The sequence below is a fragment of the Nocardia sp. NPDC056564 genome, assembly GCF_042793755.1.
GTDB lineage: Bacteria > Actinomycetota > Actinomycetes > Mycobacteriales > Mycobacteriaceae > Nocardia.
Map to the genome: position 1 here is coordinate 1 of NZ_JBHTUR010000011.1, position 17,853 is coordinate 17,853.

The 17,853-nt window shown below is 66.8% G+C and carries 17 protein-coding genes; 11 read left to right on the forward strand and 6 right to left on the reverse strand.

From position 1 onward, the window contains the following. The first annotated feature begins 68 nt into the window (after positions 1 to 68). The 5 genes from ACFQ9K_RS25395 (at position 69) to ACFQ9K_RS25415 (ending at position 3,827) form a co-directional block, all read left to right on the forward strand. A complete protein-coding gene (locus ACFQ9K_RS25395; RefSeq protein ID WP_378716673.1) occupies positions 69 to 410 on the forward strand; it encodes a WXG100 family type VII secretion target in 342 nt (113 codons plus the stop codon). Then, complete coding sequence (locus tag ACFQ9K_RS25400) at positions 407 to 706, forward strand: WXG100 family type VII secretion target (RefSeq protein ID WP_378716671.1); 300 nt, start codon at positions 407 to 409, stop codon at positions 704 to 706. Before ACFQ9K_RS25395 ends, ACFQ9K_RS25400 begins: the two co-directional genes overlap by 4 nt. Positions 707 to 709: 3 nt before the next feature. Beyond that, positions 710 to 2,071: a hypothetical protein gene (locus ACFQ9K_RS25405; RefSeq protein WP_378716669.1), complete on the forward strand. Its 1,362-nt coding sequence runs from the start codon at positions 710 to 712 to the stop codon at positions 2,069 to 2,071. Next, entirely contained in the window at positions 2,071 to 2,391 is a 321-nt protein-coding gene (locus ACFQ9K_RS25410; RefSeq protein WP_378716668.1) for a hypothetical protein, read from the forward strand. The genes ACFQ9K_RS25405 and ACFQ9K_RS25410 overlap by 1 nt, the downstream gene beginning before the upstream one ends. Positions 2,392 to 3,140: 749 nt before the next feature. Then, positions 3,141 to 3,827, forward strand: a complete 687-nt coding sequence (locus ACFQ9K_RS25415) for a hypothetical protein (RefSeq protein WP_378716666.1) — start codon at positions 3,141 to 3,143, stop codon at positions 3,825 to 3,827. Between the two features lie 210 nt (positions 3,828 to 4,037). On the opposite strand, the gene ACFQ9K_RS25420 is transcribed toward ACFQ9K_RS25415, so the two are convergent. Beyond that, on the reverse strand, positions 4,038 to 4,664 hold the full coding sequence (locus ACFQ9K_RS25420; RefSeq protein ID WP_378716682.1) for a TetR/AcrR family transcriptional regulator: 627 nt from the start codon (positions 4,662 to 4,664) through the stop codon (positions 4,038 to 4,040). A gap of 74 nt (positions 4,665 to 4,738) precedes the next feature. On the opposite strand from ACFQ9K_RS25420, the gene ACFQ9K_RS25425 reads away from it, so the two are divergent. The 6 genes from ACFQ9K_RS25425 (at position 4,739) to ACFQ9K_RS25450 (ending at position 12,618) form a co-directional block, all read left to right on the forward strand. After that, positions 4,739 to 6,274, forward strand: a complete 1,536-nt coding sequence (locus ACFQ9K_RS25425; RefSeq protein ID WP_378716665.1) for a flavin-containing monooxygenase — start codon at positions 4,739 to 4,741, stop codon at positions 6,272 to 6,274. Continuing rightward, on the forward strand, positions 6,271 to 7,101 hold the full coding sequence (locus tag ACFQ9K_RS25430) for an SDR family NAD(P)-dependent oxidoreductase (protein WP_378716663.1): 831 nt from the start codon (positions 6,271 to 6,273) through the stop codon (positions 7,099 to 7,101). The genes ACFQ9K_RS25425 and ACFQ9K_RS25430 overlap by 4 nt, the downstream gene beginning before the upstream one ends. Before the next feature lie 17 nt (positions 7,102 to 7,118). Then, positions 7,119 to 8,033, forward strand: a complete 915-nt coding sequence (locus ACFQ9K_RS25435) for an alpha/beta hydrolase (protein WP_378716662.1) — start codon at positions 7,119 to 7,121, stop codon at positions 8,031 to 8,033. 118 nt (positions 8,034 to 8,151) lie between these two features. Next, on the forward strand, positions 8,152 to 9,945 hold the full coding sequence (locus ACFQ9K_RS25440) for an AMP-dependent synthetase/ligase (RefSeq protein WP_378716661.1): 1,794 nt from the start codon (positions 8,152 to 8,154) through the stop codon (positions 9,943 to 9,945). A gap of 126 nt (positions 9,946 to 10,071) precedes the next feature. Then, positions 10,072 to 10,728, forward strand: a complete 657-nt coding sequence (locus tag ACFQ9K_RS25445) for a hypothetical protein (RefSeq protein WP_378716659.1) — start codon at positions 10,072 to 10,074, stop codon at positions 10,726 to 10,728. 147 nt (positions 10,729 to 10,875) lie between these two features. Continuing rightward, entirely contained in the window at positions 10,876 to 12,618 is a 1,743-nt protein-coding gene (locus ACFQ9K_RS25450; RefSeq protein WP_378716658.1) for a molybdopterin-dependent oxidoreductase, read from the forward strand. Between the two features lie 197 nt (positions 12,619 to 12,815). Here ACFQ9K_RS25450 and ACFQ9K_RS25455 read toward each other — a convergent pair whose 3' ends face one another. From ACFQ9K_RS25455 to ACFQ9K_RS25475, 5 genes are all read right to left on the reverse strand, one after another. Then, entirely contained in the window at positions 12,816 to 14,297 is a 1,482-nt protein-coding gene (locus ACFQ9K_RS25455; protein ID WP_378716656.1) for a DHA2 family efflux MFS transporter permease subunit, read from the reverse strand. Beyond that, entirely contained in the window at positions 14,294 to 15,106 is an 813-nt protein-coding gene (locus ACFQ9K_RS25460) for a PadR family transcriptional regulator (RefSeq protein ID WP_378716654.1), read from the reverse strand. The genes ACFQ9K_RS25455 and ACFQ9K_RS25460 overlap by 4 nt, the downstream gene beginning before the upstream one ends. A gap of 207 nt (positions 15,107 to 15,313) precedes the next feature. Next, positions 15,314 to 16,021: an ABC transporter permease gene (locus ACFQ9K_RS25465; protein ID WP_378716653.1), complete on the reverse strand. Its 708-nt coding sequence runs from the start codon at positions 16,019 to 16,021 to the stop codon at positions 15,314 to 15,316. Then, positions 16,018 to 16,686 (reverse strand): ABC transporter permease, encoded by a 669-nt coding sequence (locus ACFQ9K_RS25470; RefSeq protein WP_378716652.1) that lies wholly within the window; start codon positions 16,684 to 16,686, stop codon positions 16,018 to 16,020. Before ACFQ9K_RS25470 ends, ACFQ9K_RS25465 begins: the two co-directional genes overlap by 4 nt. Beyond that, positions 16,683 to 17,846: an ABC transporter ATP-binding protein gene (locus ACFQ9K_RS25475; RefSeq protein WP_378716650.1), complete on the reverse strand. Its 1,164-nt coding sequence runs from the start codon at positions 17,844 to 17,846 to the stop codon at positions 16,683 to 16,685. Before ACFQ9K_RS25475 ends, ACFQ9K_RS25470 begins: the two co-directional genes overlap by 4 nt. Between the last annotated feature and the right edge of the window lie 7 nt (positions 17,847 to 17,853).

Sequence of the window (17,853 nt, forward strand, 5' to 3'; positions counted from 1 at the left end):
GAGCAGGCCCGGCGTCCGGCATTTTCCGGCATCGACACTGATCGGCGCGGTCAGTAAACTTCGCCACCATGAGCGACGGGGGTACGCCGGTAACACCCGGCCAGCAGGTTTCGGTCGTTCCCGAGCAGGTTCGTGACGTCGGGAAGTACGTCTACGAGCTGGCCGAGGCCCTGCGTTCGGCCTTGGATTCCGCCGCGAAAGACGTCGACGCGCTGATCGACGGAAGCTGGACCGGCGACTCGGCCACCGAGTTCGCCAACGGGTGGACCGACGTCCACGACGGCGGCGTGCAGATCATGTCCGCCCTCACCGGCATGGCGGAGAAACTCGGCGTCACCGCCGACACGTACCGAACCCGCGATGCCGACAATGCCGCGGCGTTGAGCACCTCCACCCTGGATCTGCCATGAGCTCGGAATTCTCGGTCGACCTGGCACATCTCGACCAGATCGTCGCCCGCCTTTCCGGATTGGCCGGCTTCGTCGCCGATCACCTCGACGAAATCGACGACCGAGTCGCCGCCCTGCACAACACCGGCTGGGAAAGCATTGCCGCCCAGGCCTACGCCGACGCCCACCGCCAATGGGCCACTGGTGCACGCGAATTCGTGGAGGGCGTGCGCGAGATGAGCGACGCCGCGAAACAGGCGCACGGACGCTACACCCGAGCGATCGACCTCAACAGCAAGATGCTGCAAGGAGGTTGAGCCGTGCGCATCGACTGGCAGATCTACTACGAGGCCGCCAAGAAATGCCACGACCTCGCCGCCGATCTCCGTCGCGCGGACAAACCGGTGCACGACGCCGTCAAAGGTGAATGCGCGGGCATGGCCGGGGACGCGCCCGGTTGCAAGGAGTGGGGCGAAAAGTACGACACCGCCGCGCGCGACACGATGCAGTCGTGCACAGACCTGGCGGACGCCCTCACCAATTTCGGTTATGTGCTTTACGCAGCCGGATACAACTACGGCAAGAGCAACAAGAGCAATCCACTGCCTGATCTGCCCGTTGTGCACGAGGTGTCGAAATACCAGGTCACCATTCCGACCTCGGTGCGTAACAACGGGATCGGCATCGAACACCACGGCGGTGTTCAGGAACTGTTCGACGTGCTGATCGCCAAAATCATCGAGCAGTTCGGCAAGTTGCCCAATGGCGATATCGCAAAGCTCGCCAAAGCATCGTCCACCTGGACCACTTTCGCCAACCACGAAGCGGTCACCGGAGCGGCCTCCCAGCTCACCACCATCATCGGCCTGTTCGACACCATCGATGACAAAACGAATCTGCCGCCCCTCCTCAGCCACCTCGAAACTCTGCGCAACGGCGCGACCCAGGTCGCCGCCGCGGCCCAGAACCTGGCCGGCCCCGTCGCTGAATACCACACCGGCACCGTAGATGTGCGCGCCAACTTCGAATCCTCGATCACCAAGGCCGAATGGGCAATCGGCCTCACCGTGGTCGCCGCCGCAGCCGCCGCCTTCTTCACCTTCGGCGGCAGCGCGGCCGCCGGAGCAGGCGGCGTCGGCGTCATCGCCACCAACACCGTCAACACAATCCGCACCGTCTACCAGGGCAGCAACCTCCTCAAAGCAGTCGGCCTGGCCACCGCCGCCGCCGGAGCCGTAGGCCTGGTCAAATCCTTCGACAAAGTCCCCGACCTGACCACCACCCTCACCTCCCTAGCCACCATCATCGCCATGCGCGTGCTGATCGATAACGATGCAGACCCAAGCGGTGATTCGGGCGAGGATGCGGAAGAAGACCGCAGTCACGAGCTTCCGAATGTTCGAGATCCCAAGGGATTCGATCCACAAACGCTCGCAGGGAAAAGCCAGGAGGAAGTCGCCCAGGGGATCCCGCACAAGTGGGTGGAGTCGCCGAGCAAGAGCGGTGACGGAACTGTGTATCGCGATCCCGAAAACTTCGGCAGACAGATACGAATTATGCCCGGCTACACCGAGGGAAACCGACCAGATCCACTGACTCATGGCCCGTATGCGGAAGTGTCCCAGAACGGCAAGACGACTAAGATTCCGCTGCAAGGCAACCCGACGCTGGAAGGAAAATAGTGGACGACTCAGCGGCTGCACGGTGGTTACTTCAAGAAGCTGAAGATCATCTGGCCCAAGACAACCTCGGGATCTATGAGCTCCTATGGCTGCTGCGGGGTTCCGAGTTCGACGTGAACGATGACGACGCCAAGCGGCTGGCCCGGCAGATAACCGCCCACTTGATCGATACGGGCGCAGCATCGCTGGTCAAGATGAAGTGGCCGTCGAATGAAATCGTATCCACTGGCGTATCCGACATCGCATTGTACGACGACAGGGTTTTCGATCCAGGTCAAGAGGGTTCATACCTCGCGTTGGCCACGAAAGCGATGGCCTGACCTGGGGCACGGTTGAGCTACGCAGGCGAGATTCAACGACGGGCGGGGTGGATGAATCGAGAGATCATCGAATACGAGGATCGGTGGCTGCTGTGGCCGTTGCTGAGCAGTCGGGGTGCGCGTATCGATTGGGGCGCGGATGAATTCGAGCTCTCGATGGATTCGGGGTTTCGGATCGTTGCCGGGTACGGGACAGAGTTGTCGCCGCGTTTTTACCGGGGCTTTCCCGACCGGCATGTGATCCTTTGCGGTCTACTCCGGCGAGGATCTGCTGTGGCGTCGGCCGGGCCTGGTCGAGCAGACGAAACATCCTGTTATCCAGGTTGATCCGTGGACGGGCACTCGAATTACGGCACCGCCGTGGCCGTCTCGCCCGGATGATCTGAACATTGATTACGATTCGGGTGATATCAACGATTGAGTGAGGTTGGCGGCGACCTCGGGTCGTCGGGTGGGGTTGGACGAAAGTTCTTGCGGTAGGGCGCTACACGGGGCACCTGCTCGCCTCGATATGAAATCCTCACTTCTGTGTCTACATGGTGACATCACCAGATGGAAGCAACCATTGGCGGCGTCGGAAGCCCCCGAGAAGTGGGGGCATTTCGGTGAATCAATGTGGCGCTCGTCACATTAGTTCTGGTTCAGGCGGATCGTCGGATATGAATATCCCTGTCGATCAATATCAACGCTTCGATTCGTCTGGGGGACAAGGCGTTCCAAAGCGATCGGGGGCGGGAGAGAAAGCCTAAATGTTCCAAAAGACTGTCATGCGCGCGGGCCGCAACATCCTCACGGTCGTTCTGCCCTTCGCGGTAGTGGCAACCCTCGCCAACGCGGGCACCGCGTCGGCGACCGAACTCGCGGACCAGCAGGCCCGGTGGGCCGACAGCCTGGTGGCCTCGGGTGCCGAGCAGGGCGTCGAATACAAGACCACCACGTCGCCGGACCTGAAGTCCGTCTCCACCGTGCTGAACAGCGGCAAGTTCACCCTGACCGCGGATTCGTCGGCGGTCCAGGTGGAATCCGCCACCGGTGCGAAGGTCACCGAGTTCCCGATGTCGATGAAGTCGGCCGCGGGCAACACGATCGCGCTGGCCCCGCAGATTTCCCAGGACGGGAAGACCCTGGTCGTCACCCCGCAGGTGACCCCGGAAATCGCCGGTGAACTGAAGAACGTCGCCGCCGGCGAACTGAAGCCCATCGCGACCAACCCGGACGCACAGAACCATGACCCGGTGGCCAACGGCCTCGCGGCCGGTGCCATGACGGGCCTCGGCGTCGCCGCCGTCCTGTGCATCCCCGCCATCCTGGTCTTCATCGTCGGCTACTTCGCCTGCATCATCGCCAGCGGCATCAGCTACGTCGTGTTCGCCGCGGTGATCGGCGCGATCCTGGGCGCGGTCGCCCCGCAGATCATCCCGCAGGTTCTGCCCTGATAACCACCTGACCGGGGCAATTCACCGGTCAGCAAGAGCCCGTCCGCATCGAAAACCGATGCGGGCGGGCTTTTTTCGTCAGGTGAAAATGGCATGACCGGGTGCGGCCGAGGAGCGGATACTCGGGGAATGCAGGGCTTTCAGACCAATCCTTTCCGCGACCGGCCGCCTGCCATAACCGCCGCGTTCCCGACCGCGGACCCGAAACCCTCAGCCGCGCAAAGCCTCCGCCAACGCGGGACTGAGGGCGAGCGCCGGTAGCGATTCGACGATCAACTCGACGAGCTGCTCCCGGGGAATGGGCTTTTCGCTCATCCAGGTGAGAATCGTTTCCTCCACGAAGGCGATCCACCCGCGAACAGCGAGCGAGAGTCGAGGGCGATCGGGGTCGTCCGGCGGGATCGGCACCTCGGTGAGCACGAGTTCGGCTATGGCACTGCGTGATTCGTTGACATAGGTGACCATGCCGGGGTTGTAGCTGGACGGTCCGCGCAAAATAGCGTGATAAGCCGCGCGATTGTCCTCGACGTAGTCGACGTAGCGCTCGACCGAGTCGCGCAGCATGTCGAACAGTCCGAGGCTGCGATCCGGCGCGGTCGCGGCGAGGAACTCGGCGCTGACGTGCCGCGCGATCGCCTCGTGGAACTCGCCGACCGAGGCGAAGTAGTGGAACAGCAGCCCGCGGGAGATGCCCGCCTCCCTGGCGATGTCCTCGACGGAGATGTCCTGCAGCGCCCGCTCGGCGAGCATCTCGGCCCCGAGGGTGATCAGTTGCAGGCGGCGTTCGTCCGGGCTGAGCCGGACACGCTTGGACTCTCCCGGACCGGAACGACGGATACTCACACCGACATCCTACTGAACGTGATTCAATACTGTTGACTGATGCTCAATAAGCCTCTACGCTCGGATACATGAGTCGCAAGGTTACAGACAAAGCTGTCGGCGACCGGCCAGTCCGCCGCGTCAAGACGATCATCATCGGCAGCGGGTTCTCCGGCCTCGGTCTAGCCATCCGGCTCAGCCAGCAGGGTCGCGACGACTTCCTGGTGCTCGAGCGCGGCGGCGATGTCGGCGGCACCTGGCGTGACAACACCTACCCCGGCGCGGCCTGCGACGTCCCCTCGCACCTGTACTCGTATTCGTTCGCGCTCAACCCGGACTGGTCGCGCTCGTTCTCCCGGCAGGGCGAGATCCAGAAGTACATCCAGGGCGTGGCGAAGAAATACCAGGTCTACGACAAGCACATCTTCGACTGCGACGTGACCGGCGCCCGCTGGAACAACGACACCTCCCGCTGGGAGGTCGAGTCGACCCAGGGCAGCTTCGTCGCCGAGACCGTGGTCTCCGCGGTCGGCGCGCTGTGCGAGCCCGCGCTGCCGGATATCAAGGGCATCAACGACTTCCAGGGCGAGACCTTCCACTCCGCGCGCTGGAACCACGACGCGGACCTGACCGGCAAGCGGGTCGCGATCATCGGCACCGGCGCCTCGTCCATCCAGATCGTGCCCGCGATCGCGGACAAGGTCGCCCACCTCGACGTCTACCAGCGCACCGCACCCTGGCTGCTCCCCCGCCTGGATCGCCCGTACACCAAGCTCGAACGGCTCGCGTTCAAGCACGTGCCCGGCTTCCAGCGCCTATCCCGCGCGGCCATCTACGCCGCGCGCGAGACCCAGGTGGTCGGCCTGGCCAAGGTCCCGGCGCTGATGGGCGCGTTCGAGCTGATCGCCAAGGCGAAGCTGCGCGCCGAGGTGCGCGATCCCGAGCTGCGCGCCAAGGTCACGCCGAACTTCCGCATCGGCTGCAAGCGCATGCTGATCTCGAACAACTACTACCCCGCGATCAGCAGGGACAACGTGGACGTGGTCACCGACGGCATCGCCGAGGTACGGGCGAACTCGATCGTCACCCAGGACGGCACCGAACGCGAGATCGACGCGCTCATCGTGGCGACCGGCTTCCACGTCACCGACTCGCCGACCTACGAGACCATCGCCGGTCGCGACGGCCGCACGCTGAGCGAGGTCTTCGACGAGATCGGTCAGCAGGCCTACAAAGGCGCGACCATCGCCAACTTCCCCAACATGTTCTTCCTGCTCGGCCCGAATGTCGGCCTCGGCCACACCTCGATGGTGTACATGATCGAATCGCAGCTGAACTACGTCGCCGACGCGCTCGCCGCGGTCGACAAGCTCGGCCTGCAAACGGTCGAGGTGCGCCGCGACGTGCAGGACGAGTTCAACAAGGACCTGCAGCGCAAGCTGAGCAAGAGCGTCTGGCTCAACGGCGGCTGCGCCAGCTGGTACCTGGACAAGCACGGCAACAACACCACGCTGTGGCCCGATTTCACCTTCGAATTCCGTAGGCTCACCCGGTCGTTCGACGTGGACGCCTACCAGACCACCATCCAGTCCGAGGCCGACCTGAAAGTAGGGGCACCCCAGTGAGCAAAGACGCTTACTTCGAAAACAAAGTCTGTGTGATCACGGGAGCCGGTTCCGGCATCGGTCGCGCGCTCGCGGAGAACCTGGCCAAGCGCGGCGCGAAGCTCGCGCTGTCCGATATCGACACCGAGGGCCTGGCCGAGACCGTGCGCCGCTGCGAAGCGCTCGGCGCCGAGGTCAAATCCGATCGGATCAATGTCGCCGAGCGCGAGGCCGTGCTGCTCTACGCGGACGCGGTGAAGGCCCATTTCGGCAAGGTGCACCAGATCTACAACAACGCGGGCATCGCCTACCACGGTGACGTGATCAAGTCCGAGTTCAAGGACATCGAGCGGATCATGGACGTCGACTTCTGGGGCGTGGTCAACGGCACCAAGGCGTTCCTGCCGTTCCTGATCGAGTCCGGCGACGGGCACGTGGTCAACGTGTCCAGCCTGTTCGGCCTGATCGCGGTCCCCGGCCAAAGTGCTTACAACGCGGCCAAATTCGCGGTGCGCGGGTTCACCGAGTCGCTGCGCCAGGAGATGCTGGTCGGCAAGCACAAGGTCAAGGTCACCTGTGTGCATCCCGGCGGCATCAAGACCGCGGTCGCCCGCAACGCCACCTGGGCCGAGGGCATCGACGGCGCGAAGGCGGCCTCGATGTTCGACGCGAAGCTGGCCATGCACACCCCGGAGATGGCCGCGCAGACCATCACCGAGGGCGTGCGCAAGGGCCACGGCCGGGTGCTGATCGGCTGGGAGGCCAAGCTGCTCGACGTGTTCGTCCGCGTCACCGCCTCCGGCTACCAGCGCATCGCCGCCGTCGTCAACCGCCCGTTCCTACCCTGATTCGAGTTCGAAAGACTATGCGGGACATCAATCTTCCGCTGCCCGTCGCACGAGCGGTGCTGCGTCCGATCTTCCGCGCCACGCTGAACCAGCGGGCGCCGTGGCGGATGCAGCGCCTGCTGCTCGAAGTCGGCTCGGCAGCGCAACTGGTGCCCGCGGGCACCACCATCGATCGGATCCGGCTCGGCGGCAGGCCCGCCGAGAAGGTCACCGCCACCGCGGCGCCCAGCGGCGCGGTGCTCTATCTGCACGGCGGCGGTTACGCGGTCGGCTCGCCGGCCACGCACCGGTCGCTGGCCGCGCGGCTGGCGCACCAGACCGGTTCGACCGTCTACGTTCTCGACTACCGGCTGGCCCCGGAGCACCCGTTCCCGGCCGCGCTCGACGACGCCGAGGCGGCGTTCCTCGAGCTGGTGCAAGACTCGGGCTACCTGCCGGGCCGGATCGCCCTGTCCGGCGATTCCGCGGGCGGCGGGCTTTCGCTGGCTACCGCGCAGCGGCTGATCGCCCGGCACGGGTACACGCCCGCCGCGCTCGGCCTGATCGCGCCGTGGGCCGACCCGAACCAGATTCCCGAGCGCGACAGCGACCTGGTGATCAACCGCCGGTGGTCGCGCGCCTGCGCCGCCGCCTACCTCGGCGGCGGGGATTCCAGTGATCCTGGTTACGCGCCGCTCACCGGCGAATTGGTCGGCCTGCCGCCGACCTATGTGCAGGTCGATGTGGACGAGCTGCTGCACGGGCAGTGCGGCGATCTGGTCGCGGCGCTGCGCAATGCGGGCGTGCCGGTCCGGTTCACCGAGAGCAAGGGCCTGTGGCACGTCGCGCAACTGCAAGCCGCGCTGGTCGCCCCGGCCGCGGCGGCGCTGAGCGAACTGGCGGCGTTCCTGCGGGAAGCGATTCAGCCGGCCGAATTGCGGGACTTAGGATAACTACGACACGGGTCCGTACTCGGCGGTTACGCACGGATCCGGTTCTGGTGGTCGACCTCACGGCCCTGACCAAGGTGTCGTAGATTACTGGCGAGTAAACCCACGTGGAAGGGCACTGATGCGAGAGTTCGAAGTCCCGGCTTCCTACACCATTCCGGAAGACGCGAACAATTCCGACAACGTCTTCCGGCATGCCGAACAGTCGCCGGACGCGGTGCTGTTCAACGTGCCCAACGGCAGCGGCGGCTGGCAGGACGTGACGGCCGCGCAGTTCGCGAAGACCGTCACCGGCGTGGCCAAGGGACTGATCGCCTCGGGCATCGAACTGGGCGACCGGGTCGCCATCATGGCCCCCACCCGATACGAGTGGGCCGTGCTCGACTTCGCCATCTGGGCGGTCGGCGGCTGCACCGTCGCCATCTACGACAGCTCGGCCGCCGAGCAGGCCAAGTGGATCCTCCAGGACTCGGCGACCAAGCTGCTGTTCGTCGACAGCGACAAGCACCGCGCGATCATCGATGAGATCGAACCCACGGCGCTGACCGAGCTGAAGGAGACGCTGCAGATCGACAAGGGCGTGGTCGACGAGCTGACCGCCCGCGGCAAGGACCTGGACGACCAGGCCGTGCACGATCGGCGCAAGCAGGTCAACGCGGCCTCGCCCGCCACCCTGATCTACACCTCCGGCACCACCGGGCGGCCCAAGGGCGTCATGCTCTCGCACGCCAACCTGTACGCCGAGTCCCGCTCGGACGGGATCGCGCTCGGCACGTTCATCCGGCCGGGAAAGAAGACGCTGATGTTCCTGCCGCTGGCGCACGTGTTCGCCCGCGCGGTCGCGCTGGTCGCGTTCGACGCCAAGGTGACCGTCGCGCACACCTCCGACTGGTCCACCCTGGTCGACCAGTTCGGCAGCTACAAGCCGCACTTCATCCTCTCGGTGCCGCGGGTGTTCGAGAAGGTGTTCAACAGCGCGAAGCAGAAGGCGCACGACGGCGGCAAGGGCAAGATCTTCGACGCGGCCGCGGAAACCGCCATCGCGTGGAGCGAGTCGCTGGACAACGGCGGGCCCGGGCTGGTGCTCAAGCTCAAGCACGCGCTGTTCGACAAGCTGGTCTACAGCAAGCTGCGCACCGCGCTCGGCGGCCAGTGCGAGGCCGCGGTCTCCGGCGGCGGACCGCTCGGCGCGCGCCTCGGCCATTTCTTCCGCGGTGTCGGCGTCACCATCTTCGAGGGCTACGGGCTCACCGAGACCACCGCGGCGATCACCGTGAACACCCCGGAGAACATCCGGGTCGGTTCGGTGGGCAAGCCGATCGAGGGCCACGGCGCGAAGATCGCCGAGGACGGCGAACTGCTGCTGCGCGGGTCGGTGGTGTTCGACGGCTACTGGGGCAACGAGGAAGCCACCAAGGAGGCCTTCCAGGACGGCTGGTTCAAGACCGGTGACCTCGGTGCCATCGACGCGGACGGGTTCATCACCATCACCGGCCGCAAGAAGGAACTGATCGTCACCGCGGGCGGCAAGAACGTGTCCCCCGCGCTGCTGGAGGACTCGCTGCGGGCCAACCCGCTGATCAGCCAGGTGATGGTGGTCGGTGACGGGCAGCCGTTCGTCGCCGCGCTGATCACCCTGGATCCGGAGGCGCTGCCGGGCTGGAAGAAGAACCACAACCTGCCCGAGGACACCCCGATCGAGAAGCTGATCGAGAACCCGGAGCTGATCGCGGATGTCGATGCCGCGGTCGCCGAGACCAACAAGAAGGTCTCGCACGCCGAGGGCATCAAGAAGGTGCGCATCCTGCCGATAGACTGGACGCAGGAGACCGGGGAGCTCACCCCGAAGCTGTCGCTCAAGCGCGCTGTGGTGATGAAGCAGCACGCCGACGATGTGGCCAAGATCTACAACTGAGTTCGCCCCCGATCCGCGCTGTCTGCGAGACCTCCTCGCAGACAGCGCTTTTCGGCTTTCACGGACATAACGCCGCGCTTCGCGCTTCAATGGGATGACACCGTCGAAGATCGGGAGCGTGCTGAGATGACTGACGGCGCAAAGAAATTGCTCGATGAGATCCAGGCGGAGCTGGCGCCGCGCGAGGCGGACAACCGGCTCGTTCCACTGATCGCCACGGGTAAGGCGGCGCGGGCGGTGTTCGCCGCGATCGCCACCGAGGAGTGGCGGATCACCGGGAGCGACTGGCGCAGTTTCCACGAGATGGCGGCGCGGGCGGCGGACGCGCAGGCCCGCGCGTTCTTCGGCATGCTCGCGCCGGGTGAGCAGCAGGCGCAGGGGATGCTGGACGCGCTCTTCGCCGCGGCGGGCGCGGATCCGGGAACCGAACTGCCGCGGGCCGGATGTCAGGCGTACCCGGCGTATGTGGCGTGGCTGGCGGTGAACGGCGAGTCGTCCTCGGTCGCCGCCGGGATCTACGCGAACTTCGCCACCTTCGGCGGGTACTGCCGCGACGTGGCCGCGGGCATGCGCGAGCACTACGGATTCGACGACGCGGCCTGCGCGTTCTTCGACTTCTACGCCACCGACGTGCCCGAGATCGCGCAGCAGGCGGTGCGCGCCATCCAGGCCGGCCTCGACTCCGGCCGGCTCAAACGCGACGAGGCCCACCTCTACGCCCGCCTCTTCCAAAGCTACGAACTCATGTTCTGGAACACCCTTGCCGACGAGTTCGCCGCCTGACGCAGTCGACAAGATCATGGGGAACTGATGTAGGCATCGCGCGAGCGGCCACCTGCACCAGTTCCCCATGCTCTTGAACAGCGCCCGATCAGTGCCGTCATCGAATGGTCACATTCCTGGGCCTTGTCCCGCAGTACGCTCGGATTCATGGCCGATCTGCGATCGCGGGTGGCGGCCGGGATCGTCTCGGCAGCTGTGACGCTCGGCGTCGCGGAGCTGCTCGCGGCGTTCTTCGGCCCCGACAGCGCACCCCTCAATGCCCTCGGCGCGACCGTGGTGGACCACACGCCGGACGGGGTGCGCGAATGGGCGATCACCACGTTCGGGACGAGCGACAAGACCGTGCTGTACATCTGCATGGCGGTGGTCGCGGTGGTGGTCGCCGGGCTCGCCGGGGCGCTCGAACGTACGTCGCGCACAGCGGGTTCGACGATTCTCGCGATCTTCGGCGTGGTCGCGACGATCGTCGCGGTCGGGCGGACCGGTCTGTCCGGAGCGCTGCCGACGATCGTCGGTGTGGCCGTTGGCATCTATGCGCTGCGCGTGCTGACCCGCCGGATCGACGCGGTTGTCGAGACGACCGACCGTGCCGAGGAACAGCACTCTGCGACTGCCATCCCCCCGGCGGGTGAAACCGAAAGCGCTACACCGGAATCGGCGGCAGCGCCGGACACGCGCTCGACAACCACCGACAGTCCGGTCGAGTCGACCGTGCCAGCAGATAGCGCCGCGCACGCAGGAGCCGCCACTACCTCAGGCGGCATCGCCGACTCGGCAATCGCTACCTCAGACTCCGCCAGCGCTGGGCGAGAGGTGGCGGCACCCGAACGGCGGCGAGTGCTGCAAGGTCTGGCGATAGTGAGCGGTCTGGCCGTCGTCACCGGTGTCGGTGGCAAGGTGCTGGGGCTGCGGCGGCGGGACGTGTCGGGCGAGCGGGCGGCGGTCGAATTGCCGCAGCCGGTCGCGCCCGAGGTACCGATCGCGCCGGGCGCGGACCTTCGAGTGCCGGGGCTGACGCCCTACCTCACCTCGAACGCCGACTTCTATCGCATCGACACCGCGCTGATCGTCCCGCAGCTGTCCAAGGACGACTGGTCGCTGCGCATTCACGGCCTGGTGGATCGCGAAATCCGGCTCAGCTGGGCGGATTTGGCCAACCGTCCGGTGCTGGAGCGGCTGGTGACCCTGGCCTGCGTGTCGAACCCGGTCGGCGGCGAGCTGATCGGCAATGCCCGCTGGCTCGGCTATCGCCTGGACGAACTGCTGGCCGAGGCGGGTCCGCACCCCGACGCGGACATGGTGCTCTCGCGCAGCATCGACGGCTTCACCGCGGGCAGCCCGCTGTCCGTGCTCACCGACGGCCGCGACGCCATGCTCGCGGTCGGCATGAACGGCGAGCCGCTGCCCGTCGCGCACGGCTACCCCGCCCGGCTCGTGGTCCCCGGCCTCTACGGTTACGTCTCCGCCACCAAGTGGGTGACCGAACTGGAGGTCACCCGCTTCGACCGCGCCACCGCCTATTGGACCCGCCGCGGCTGGTCCGCCCTCGGCCCGATCAAGACCGGCACCCGCATCGACACCCCGCGCGGCCGCGGCCGAATCAAGCCGGGCCGCACCACCATCGCCGGCGTCGCCTGGGCCCAGCACCGCGGTATCCGCGCCGTCGAGGTCCAGATCGACAACGGCAACTGGCAACCCGCCCGCCTCGCCGACGAACAATCCGTCGACACCTGGCGCCAATGGACCTTCGACTGGGACGCCACCCCCGGCCCGCACACCCTCCGCGCCCGCAGCACCGACGGCCCCGGCGACGTCCAAACCGCCGACCGCGCCGACGTAGTCCCCGACGGCGCCACCGGCTACCCCTCCGTCACCATCCAGGTCGGCTGAATCGCTCATCGAAACCACGAAAGCTGTCGCATATATCGACCGGATAGGGTCGGCGGGAATCCGTCACCCGCCCGGAGGAGCGCTGCATGTCTGCCGTATTCGATTGGGCCAAGGAAGAAAACCTGCAACCAGCGCCGATCCGAGTAAGCACTGCGCCCCACGGACGAAGGTTCGTGGGGCGCAGTGGTTTTCGCTGATCAGACGGTCAGGGATTCCGCCTTGGTGAGCTTGTCCTTCGGTCCGGGGGCGGCGGGCTTGCCGTGGCGGATGAAGAGGGCGGAGGCGAGGACGCCGATGAGCAGGATGCCCGCGGGGAGCAGGGTGGACTGGCCCAGGGCGGTGCTGAAGGCGTCCTTGACGAACTCCGGGATGGGGCCTTGGCCCGCACCGCCTTCGGCGACCTTGCCGCCGCCGAGGCCGTTGGCCGACATGCGGGACGCGATGAGGGCGCTGATCGCCGCACTGCCGAGCACCGAACCGACCTGACGGGTGGTGTTGTAGACACCCGCACCGGCGCCGGCCTGCTGCACCGGCAGGTTGTGCGTGGCGGTGGTGGCGAGCGGCCCCCAGATGCAGGAGTTCGCGAAGCCGGCCAGCGCGGCCGCCAGCAGGAACCACACGAGGGACGAGTCCGGCGACATCAGCGCGGAGAAGCAGAAGATCGACGCCGAGAACAACGCGAAACCGATGGTCGGCAGCAGCCGCGGGTGCAGGCGGTCGGAGATCTTGCCGATGAACGGCGCGACGAGGAAGGTGACGATGGCCATCGGCGCGAACACCAGGGCAGACTTCGTCGGCGACAGCTCACGCACCGCCTGCAGGTAGAAGTACGACGGCACCATGAACGCGGTGACCGTGGCCCCCATCGCGGCGATGGCCACGTTGGACAGCGCGAAGTTGCGCTCCTTGAACAGCTGCAACGGCAGCAGCGGTTCCCCGGTGTTGCGCGCCTGGTTCACCAGGAACGCGGCGAGCACGAGCACACCCGCGCCGATGATCAACCAGATCCGCAGCGACCAGTCGTAGCTGTTGCCCTCCTGGATGCCGAACACCAGCAGGAACATGCCGACCCCGCTGAGCAGCACGCCGGGGATGTCGAACCGGTGCCGGTTGGTCGGCAGCGCGGGCACCAGCCAGACGGCCAGCGCGAAGGCGACGATGCCGACCGGGACGTTGACGAAGAAGATCCACTTCCAGCTCAGTCCGTCGACCAGCACACCGCCGAGGATCGGGCCGACCAGCGTGGCCAGCCCGGCTACCGCACCCCACAGGCCCATGGCCGCGCCGCGCTTGTCCGGCGGGAAGGTGCGGGTGATCACGGCCATGGTCTGCGGGGTCATCAGCGCGGCGCCGATGCCCTGGGCGGCGCGCGCGGCGATCAGCATGCCGATGGTGCCGGACAGGCCGCACCACAGCGACACGCCGGTGAACACGGCCAGGCCGATGAGGTAGATGTTCTTGGGGCCGAAGCGATCTCCGAGCCGGCCGGTGACCAGCAGCGGCACCGCGTAGGCGAGCAGATAGGCGCTGGTCACCCAGATCACCTTGGAGATGTCGGCGTGCAGGTCGGTCATGATGGCCGGGTTGGCCACCGCGACAATGGTCATGTCCAGCAGGATCATGAAGAAGCCGACGACCAGCGCGGTGAGCGCCAGCCACGGATTGCGTTGAGTGGTCATGGGTTCGGAGTTCCTATCTCGGATGTGCCCGAGGGCGGGGGAAGTACGGCGGGCGCGGCGCGGCCGGCGGCGTCGGGCTGGTGGCGCGTCAGCCGCCGGGCGTACGGCGTCGGTGGTGGCTCGCTGTGTGTCTCGACGGTCCACGGGTGGTGGTGATGATGTTTGGCGGCCCTGGTGCCGGTGACCTGGTCGAAGTCCTCCCACTTCAGGCCGTCGTGCTCGAGCTCGCCGAGAAAGCCGGTGACCCAGGCGATCTCGGCGCCGATCATGGCGTGCAGATACGGGAGCACGATGGTGTAGCGGCGCGGCACCTTCCGCTCGCCCGCCCAGTCGATCAGCATCGCGACCTCGTCGTGTTCGGCTTCGAGGTGCCCGATCCGCTCACGCAGCAGTGCGAGCACGTCTTCCTTGGGCAGGTTGTGCGCCTCGGCCAGCGCGACCGGGAAGATCGGGTACTCCGGCACGGGCGCGCGCAGGATCTCGGTGATCCTGCCGCGCAGCGCCGCACGGCCGTGCTCGGTGATCCGGTAGGTGGTGCGCTCGGGGCGGTTACCCTCGCGGTTGACCCCCTCGGATCGCACCAATTCCTGCTCGGCCAGCCGCGCCACCGTGTGATACAGCGAGCCGGGGCGCACCTTGATCAGCACGTCCTCGCGGCGCGCGATCAGCAGTTGATACATCTCGTACGGATGCATGGGCTGCTCCTCGAGCAGCGCGAGCACAGCGATCGCCAGTGGCGTCACCACCGGACGCGCCTGCTGCGCCATTTCCGTCACCTCCCGCAGATCGCGCTCGCGCGGTCGTCGCACGAGCCGGAACATCGACCCGCGGGGCGAACACTAGCCCCGTCCTCCGACATGCTCCACGCTTAATATTCCACACGGAATGTACGGCGCGGAACAATGCGCTCGCAAGGCCGTTCGGTCGGGCAGAAAGGTGACTGTGCGCACAGCGAACCGGCCCCGACATCAGCCGGGGCCGGGCTGGATTCGGGCTATTTCAGCAGGTCGGTCCGCCTACGGCACGCTGAGGTCGGGAGCGATCGGCAACGCGTCGGTCCGCCGGAGCCGCCCGGTGCCTGGCGTGCTGACCCAGACCGCGAAGGCGAGCAGGCCGTCGAGCACCATGGCCAGCACGGCGACCAGCAGCGCGCCGACCAAGACGCGGTCGTACTTGTAGAGGCTGATACCGTCGAAGATGTAGCGGCCCAGCCCACCGAGGTTGACGTAGGCCGCGATGGTCGCGGTGGCGACCACCTGGAGGGTGGCCCCGCGCAGACCGGTGAGCAGGATGGGCAGCGCGTTGGGCACCTCGACCCGGAACAGGATCTGGGTCTCGGTCATGCCCATGGCGCGCGAGGCGTCGACGACATCGGCCGGGACATTGGCGATTCCGGCGTAGGCCCCGGCCAGCAGCGGCGGAACGCCGACCGTCACCAGCGCGAGCAGCGGCGGGATCAGGCCGAGCCCGAGGCCGAGCACCAGGAAGGTGAGCAGGCCGAGCGTCGGCAGCGCGCGCATGGCGTTGGCGAAGCCGACGAGCACCGCGGCGCCGCGCCTGGTGTGTCCGATCACCAGGCCGAGCGGCAGCGCGACCGCGGCGGAGATGACGATGGTGAGGAAGCTGTACCAGAGGTGTTCGGCGAGCCGATGTTCGATGCCGGCCGGCCCGCTCCAGTTCGCGCCGTCGGTGAGGTAGTGCCAGGCGTCGAGGAAAAGGTTCATGCGGCAACGCCTTTCGCCCGTGCGGCCCTGGCGTCGGCCCGCGCCCACGGGGTCGACCAGCGGCCGAGCGCGTAGACCAGGCGGTCGAAAATCAAAGCGAGCGCGAGGATCACGATGATGCCGGCGATGATCTCGTCCGGGTAGTCACGCTGATAGCCCTGGGTGAACAGCTTGCCGACGCCGCCGACCCCGATCAGCGCGCCGACCGAGACCATGGCGATGTTGGTCACCACCACCACCCGCAGGCTGGACACGAAAACCGGTATGGCCAGGGGCATGTCGACGGTGAGCGTGCGCCGTAGCGGGCTGAACCCGACCGCGTCGGCGGCGTCGATCACCTCGGCCGACACCGAATCCAGGGCCGCGGGCACCGCGATCACCAGCAGCGCGGTCGAATACAGCGTCAGCGCGATGATGACGTTCAACGGGTCGATCGTCGAAATCCCCACCAGCGGCGGGATGATCACGAACAGCGCCAGCGACGGAATGGTGTAGGCCAGGCTCGCCGTGGTCACGGTCACCCGACGCAGCCAGGACACCCGGCGCACCAGCGCGCCCACCGGGATCGCGATGATCAACCCGAGCGCCAAGGGCACCAGCGCTAGATACAGATGGGTTTTGGTGAATCCCATGATCTCGGCGAAGTTGTCGATCAGATACCTCACGTCGGTCCCCCGCCGCTCACTTCCTGTTCGAAGAAGTGCCGGTTGCGTTCGGCGTCCTCGACGGATCGCTGGTCGGCGAGCTGTTGCAGGATCTCGGTGGCCAGCACCCCGCCCCGGACCGCGCCCGCGTCATCCACGGCCACCCCGACTCCGGAGGGCGAGGAGATCGCGGCGTCGAGCGCCTGGCGCAGGTCGCCGGCCGGGGTGAACAGCGAGCCGCCCGCGGAGGTGCTGTCCGGCAGCGAACGTCCGCCGCGGACCGCTTCGACGCCGGTCACGTCGATCCAGCCGGATGGCTTGTGCTCCGCGTCGACGATCAGCACCCAGTCGCCCCGATCCAGCCGCAGCGCCGGGATCTGCGCCGCGGTCGCGGTTCGGATCTCGTGCAGCGGAACATCTTTGGCCGATCGGAAGGACAGTCCGCGGTAGCCGCGATCGCGGCCGACGAAATCGGCGACGAAGTCGGTGGCCGGTTGGGACAGCACATGATCCGGTGCGTCGTACTGCTGCAACACCCCACCGCGCCCGAACACCGCGACCCGATCGCCGAGCGTGATCGCCTCATCGATGTCGTGCGTGACGAACACGATGGTCTTCTGCAGTTCGGCTTGCAGCCTTTGCATTTCGCTCTGCAGCTCGGCCCGCACCACCGGGTCGACGGCGCTGAACGGCTCGTCCATCAGCAGCACCGGCGGGTCCGCGGCCAGCGCCCTGGCCACGCCGACGCGCTGCTGCTGCCCGCCGGACAGCTGCGCCGGATACCGGCCGGCCAGCGCCCGGTCCAGGCCCACCCGATCGAGTACCTCCAGCGCCGCCGCCCGGGCGGCCTTGCGCGAATCGCCGCGCAGCACCGGCACGGTCGCCACATTGTCGACGACCGTGCGGTGCGGCAGCAGTCCCCCGCTCTGGATCACGTATCCGATACCGAGCCGCAGCTTTACCGGGTCGACCGTCGAAATGTCCTGTCCGGCAATGGTGATCGTGCCGGAGCTGGGCGTGATCATGCGGTTGATCATCCGCATCGAGGTCGTCTTACCACAGCCGGACGGGCCGACGAACACGGTGAACGAGCCGGATTCGATGCGCAGATCGAGGTCGGTGACGGCCGTCGTGCCGTCCGGGTAGGTCTTACTGATACCGCGGAATTCGATATCGGACAACGGTTTT

Bases quoted from the DNA above. Each gene is read 5' to 3' on its own strand.
- ACFQ9K_RS25395 (WP_378716673.1), top strand. From the start codon at position 69: ATGAGCGACGGGGGTACGCCGGTAACACCCGGCCAGCAGGTTTCGGTC.
- ACFQ9K_RS25400 (WP_378716671.1), top strand. From the start codon at position 407: ATGAGCTCGGAATTCTCGGTCGACCTGGCACATCTCGACCAGATCGTC.
- ACFQ9K_RS25415 (WP_378716666.1), top strand. From the start codon at position 3,141: ATGTTCCAAAAGACTGTCATGCGCGCGGGCCGCAACATCCTCACGGTC.
- ACFQ9K_RS25425 (WP_378716665.1), top strand. From the start codon at position 4,739: ATGAGTCGCAAGGTTACAGACAAAGCTGTCGGCGACCGGCCAGTCCGC.
- ACFQ9K_RS25435 (WP_378716662.1), top strand. From the start codon at position 7,119: ATGCGGGACATCAATCTTCCGCTGCCCGTCGCACGAGCGGTGCTGCGT.
- ACFQ9K_RS25440 (WP_378716661.1), top strand. From the start codon at position 8,152: ATGCGAGAGTTCGAAGTCCCGGCTTCCTACACCATTCCGGAAGACGCG.
- ACFQ9K_RS25445 (WP_378716659.1), top strand. From the start codon at position 10,072: ATGACTGACGGCGCAAAGAAATTGCTCGATGAGATCCAGGCGGAGCTG.
- ACFQ9K_RS25450 (WP_378716658.1), top strand. From the start codon at position 10,876: ATGGCCGATCTGCGATCGCGGGTGGCGGCCGGGATCGTCTCGGCAGCT.
- ACFQ9K_RS25455 (WP_378716656.1), bottom strand. From the start codon at position 14,297: ATGACCACTCAACGCAATCCGTGGCTGGCGCTCACCGCGCTGGTCGTC.
- ACFQ9K_RS25465 (WP_378716653.1), bottom strand. From the start codon at position 16,021: ATGAACCTTTTCCTCGACGCCTGGCACTACCTCACCGACGGCGCGAAC.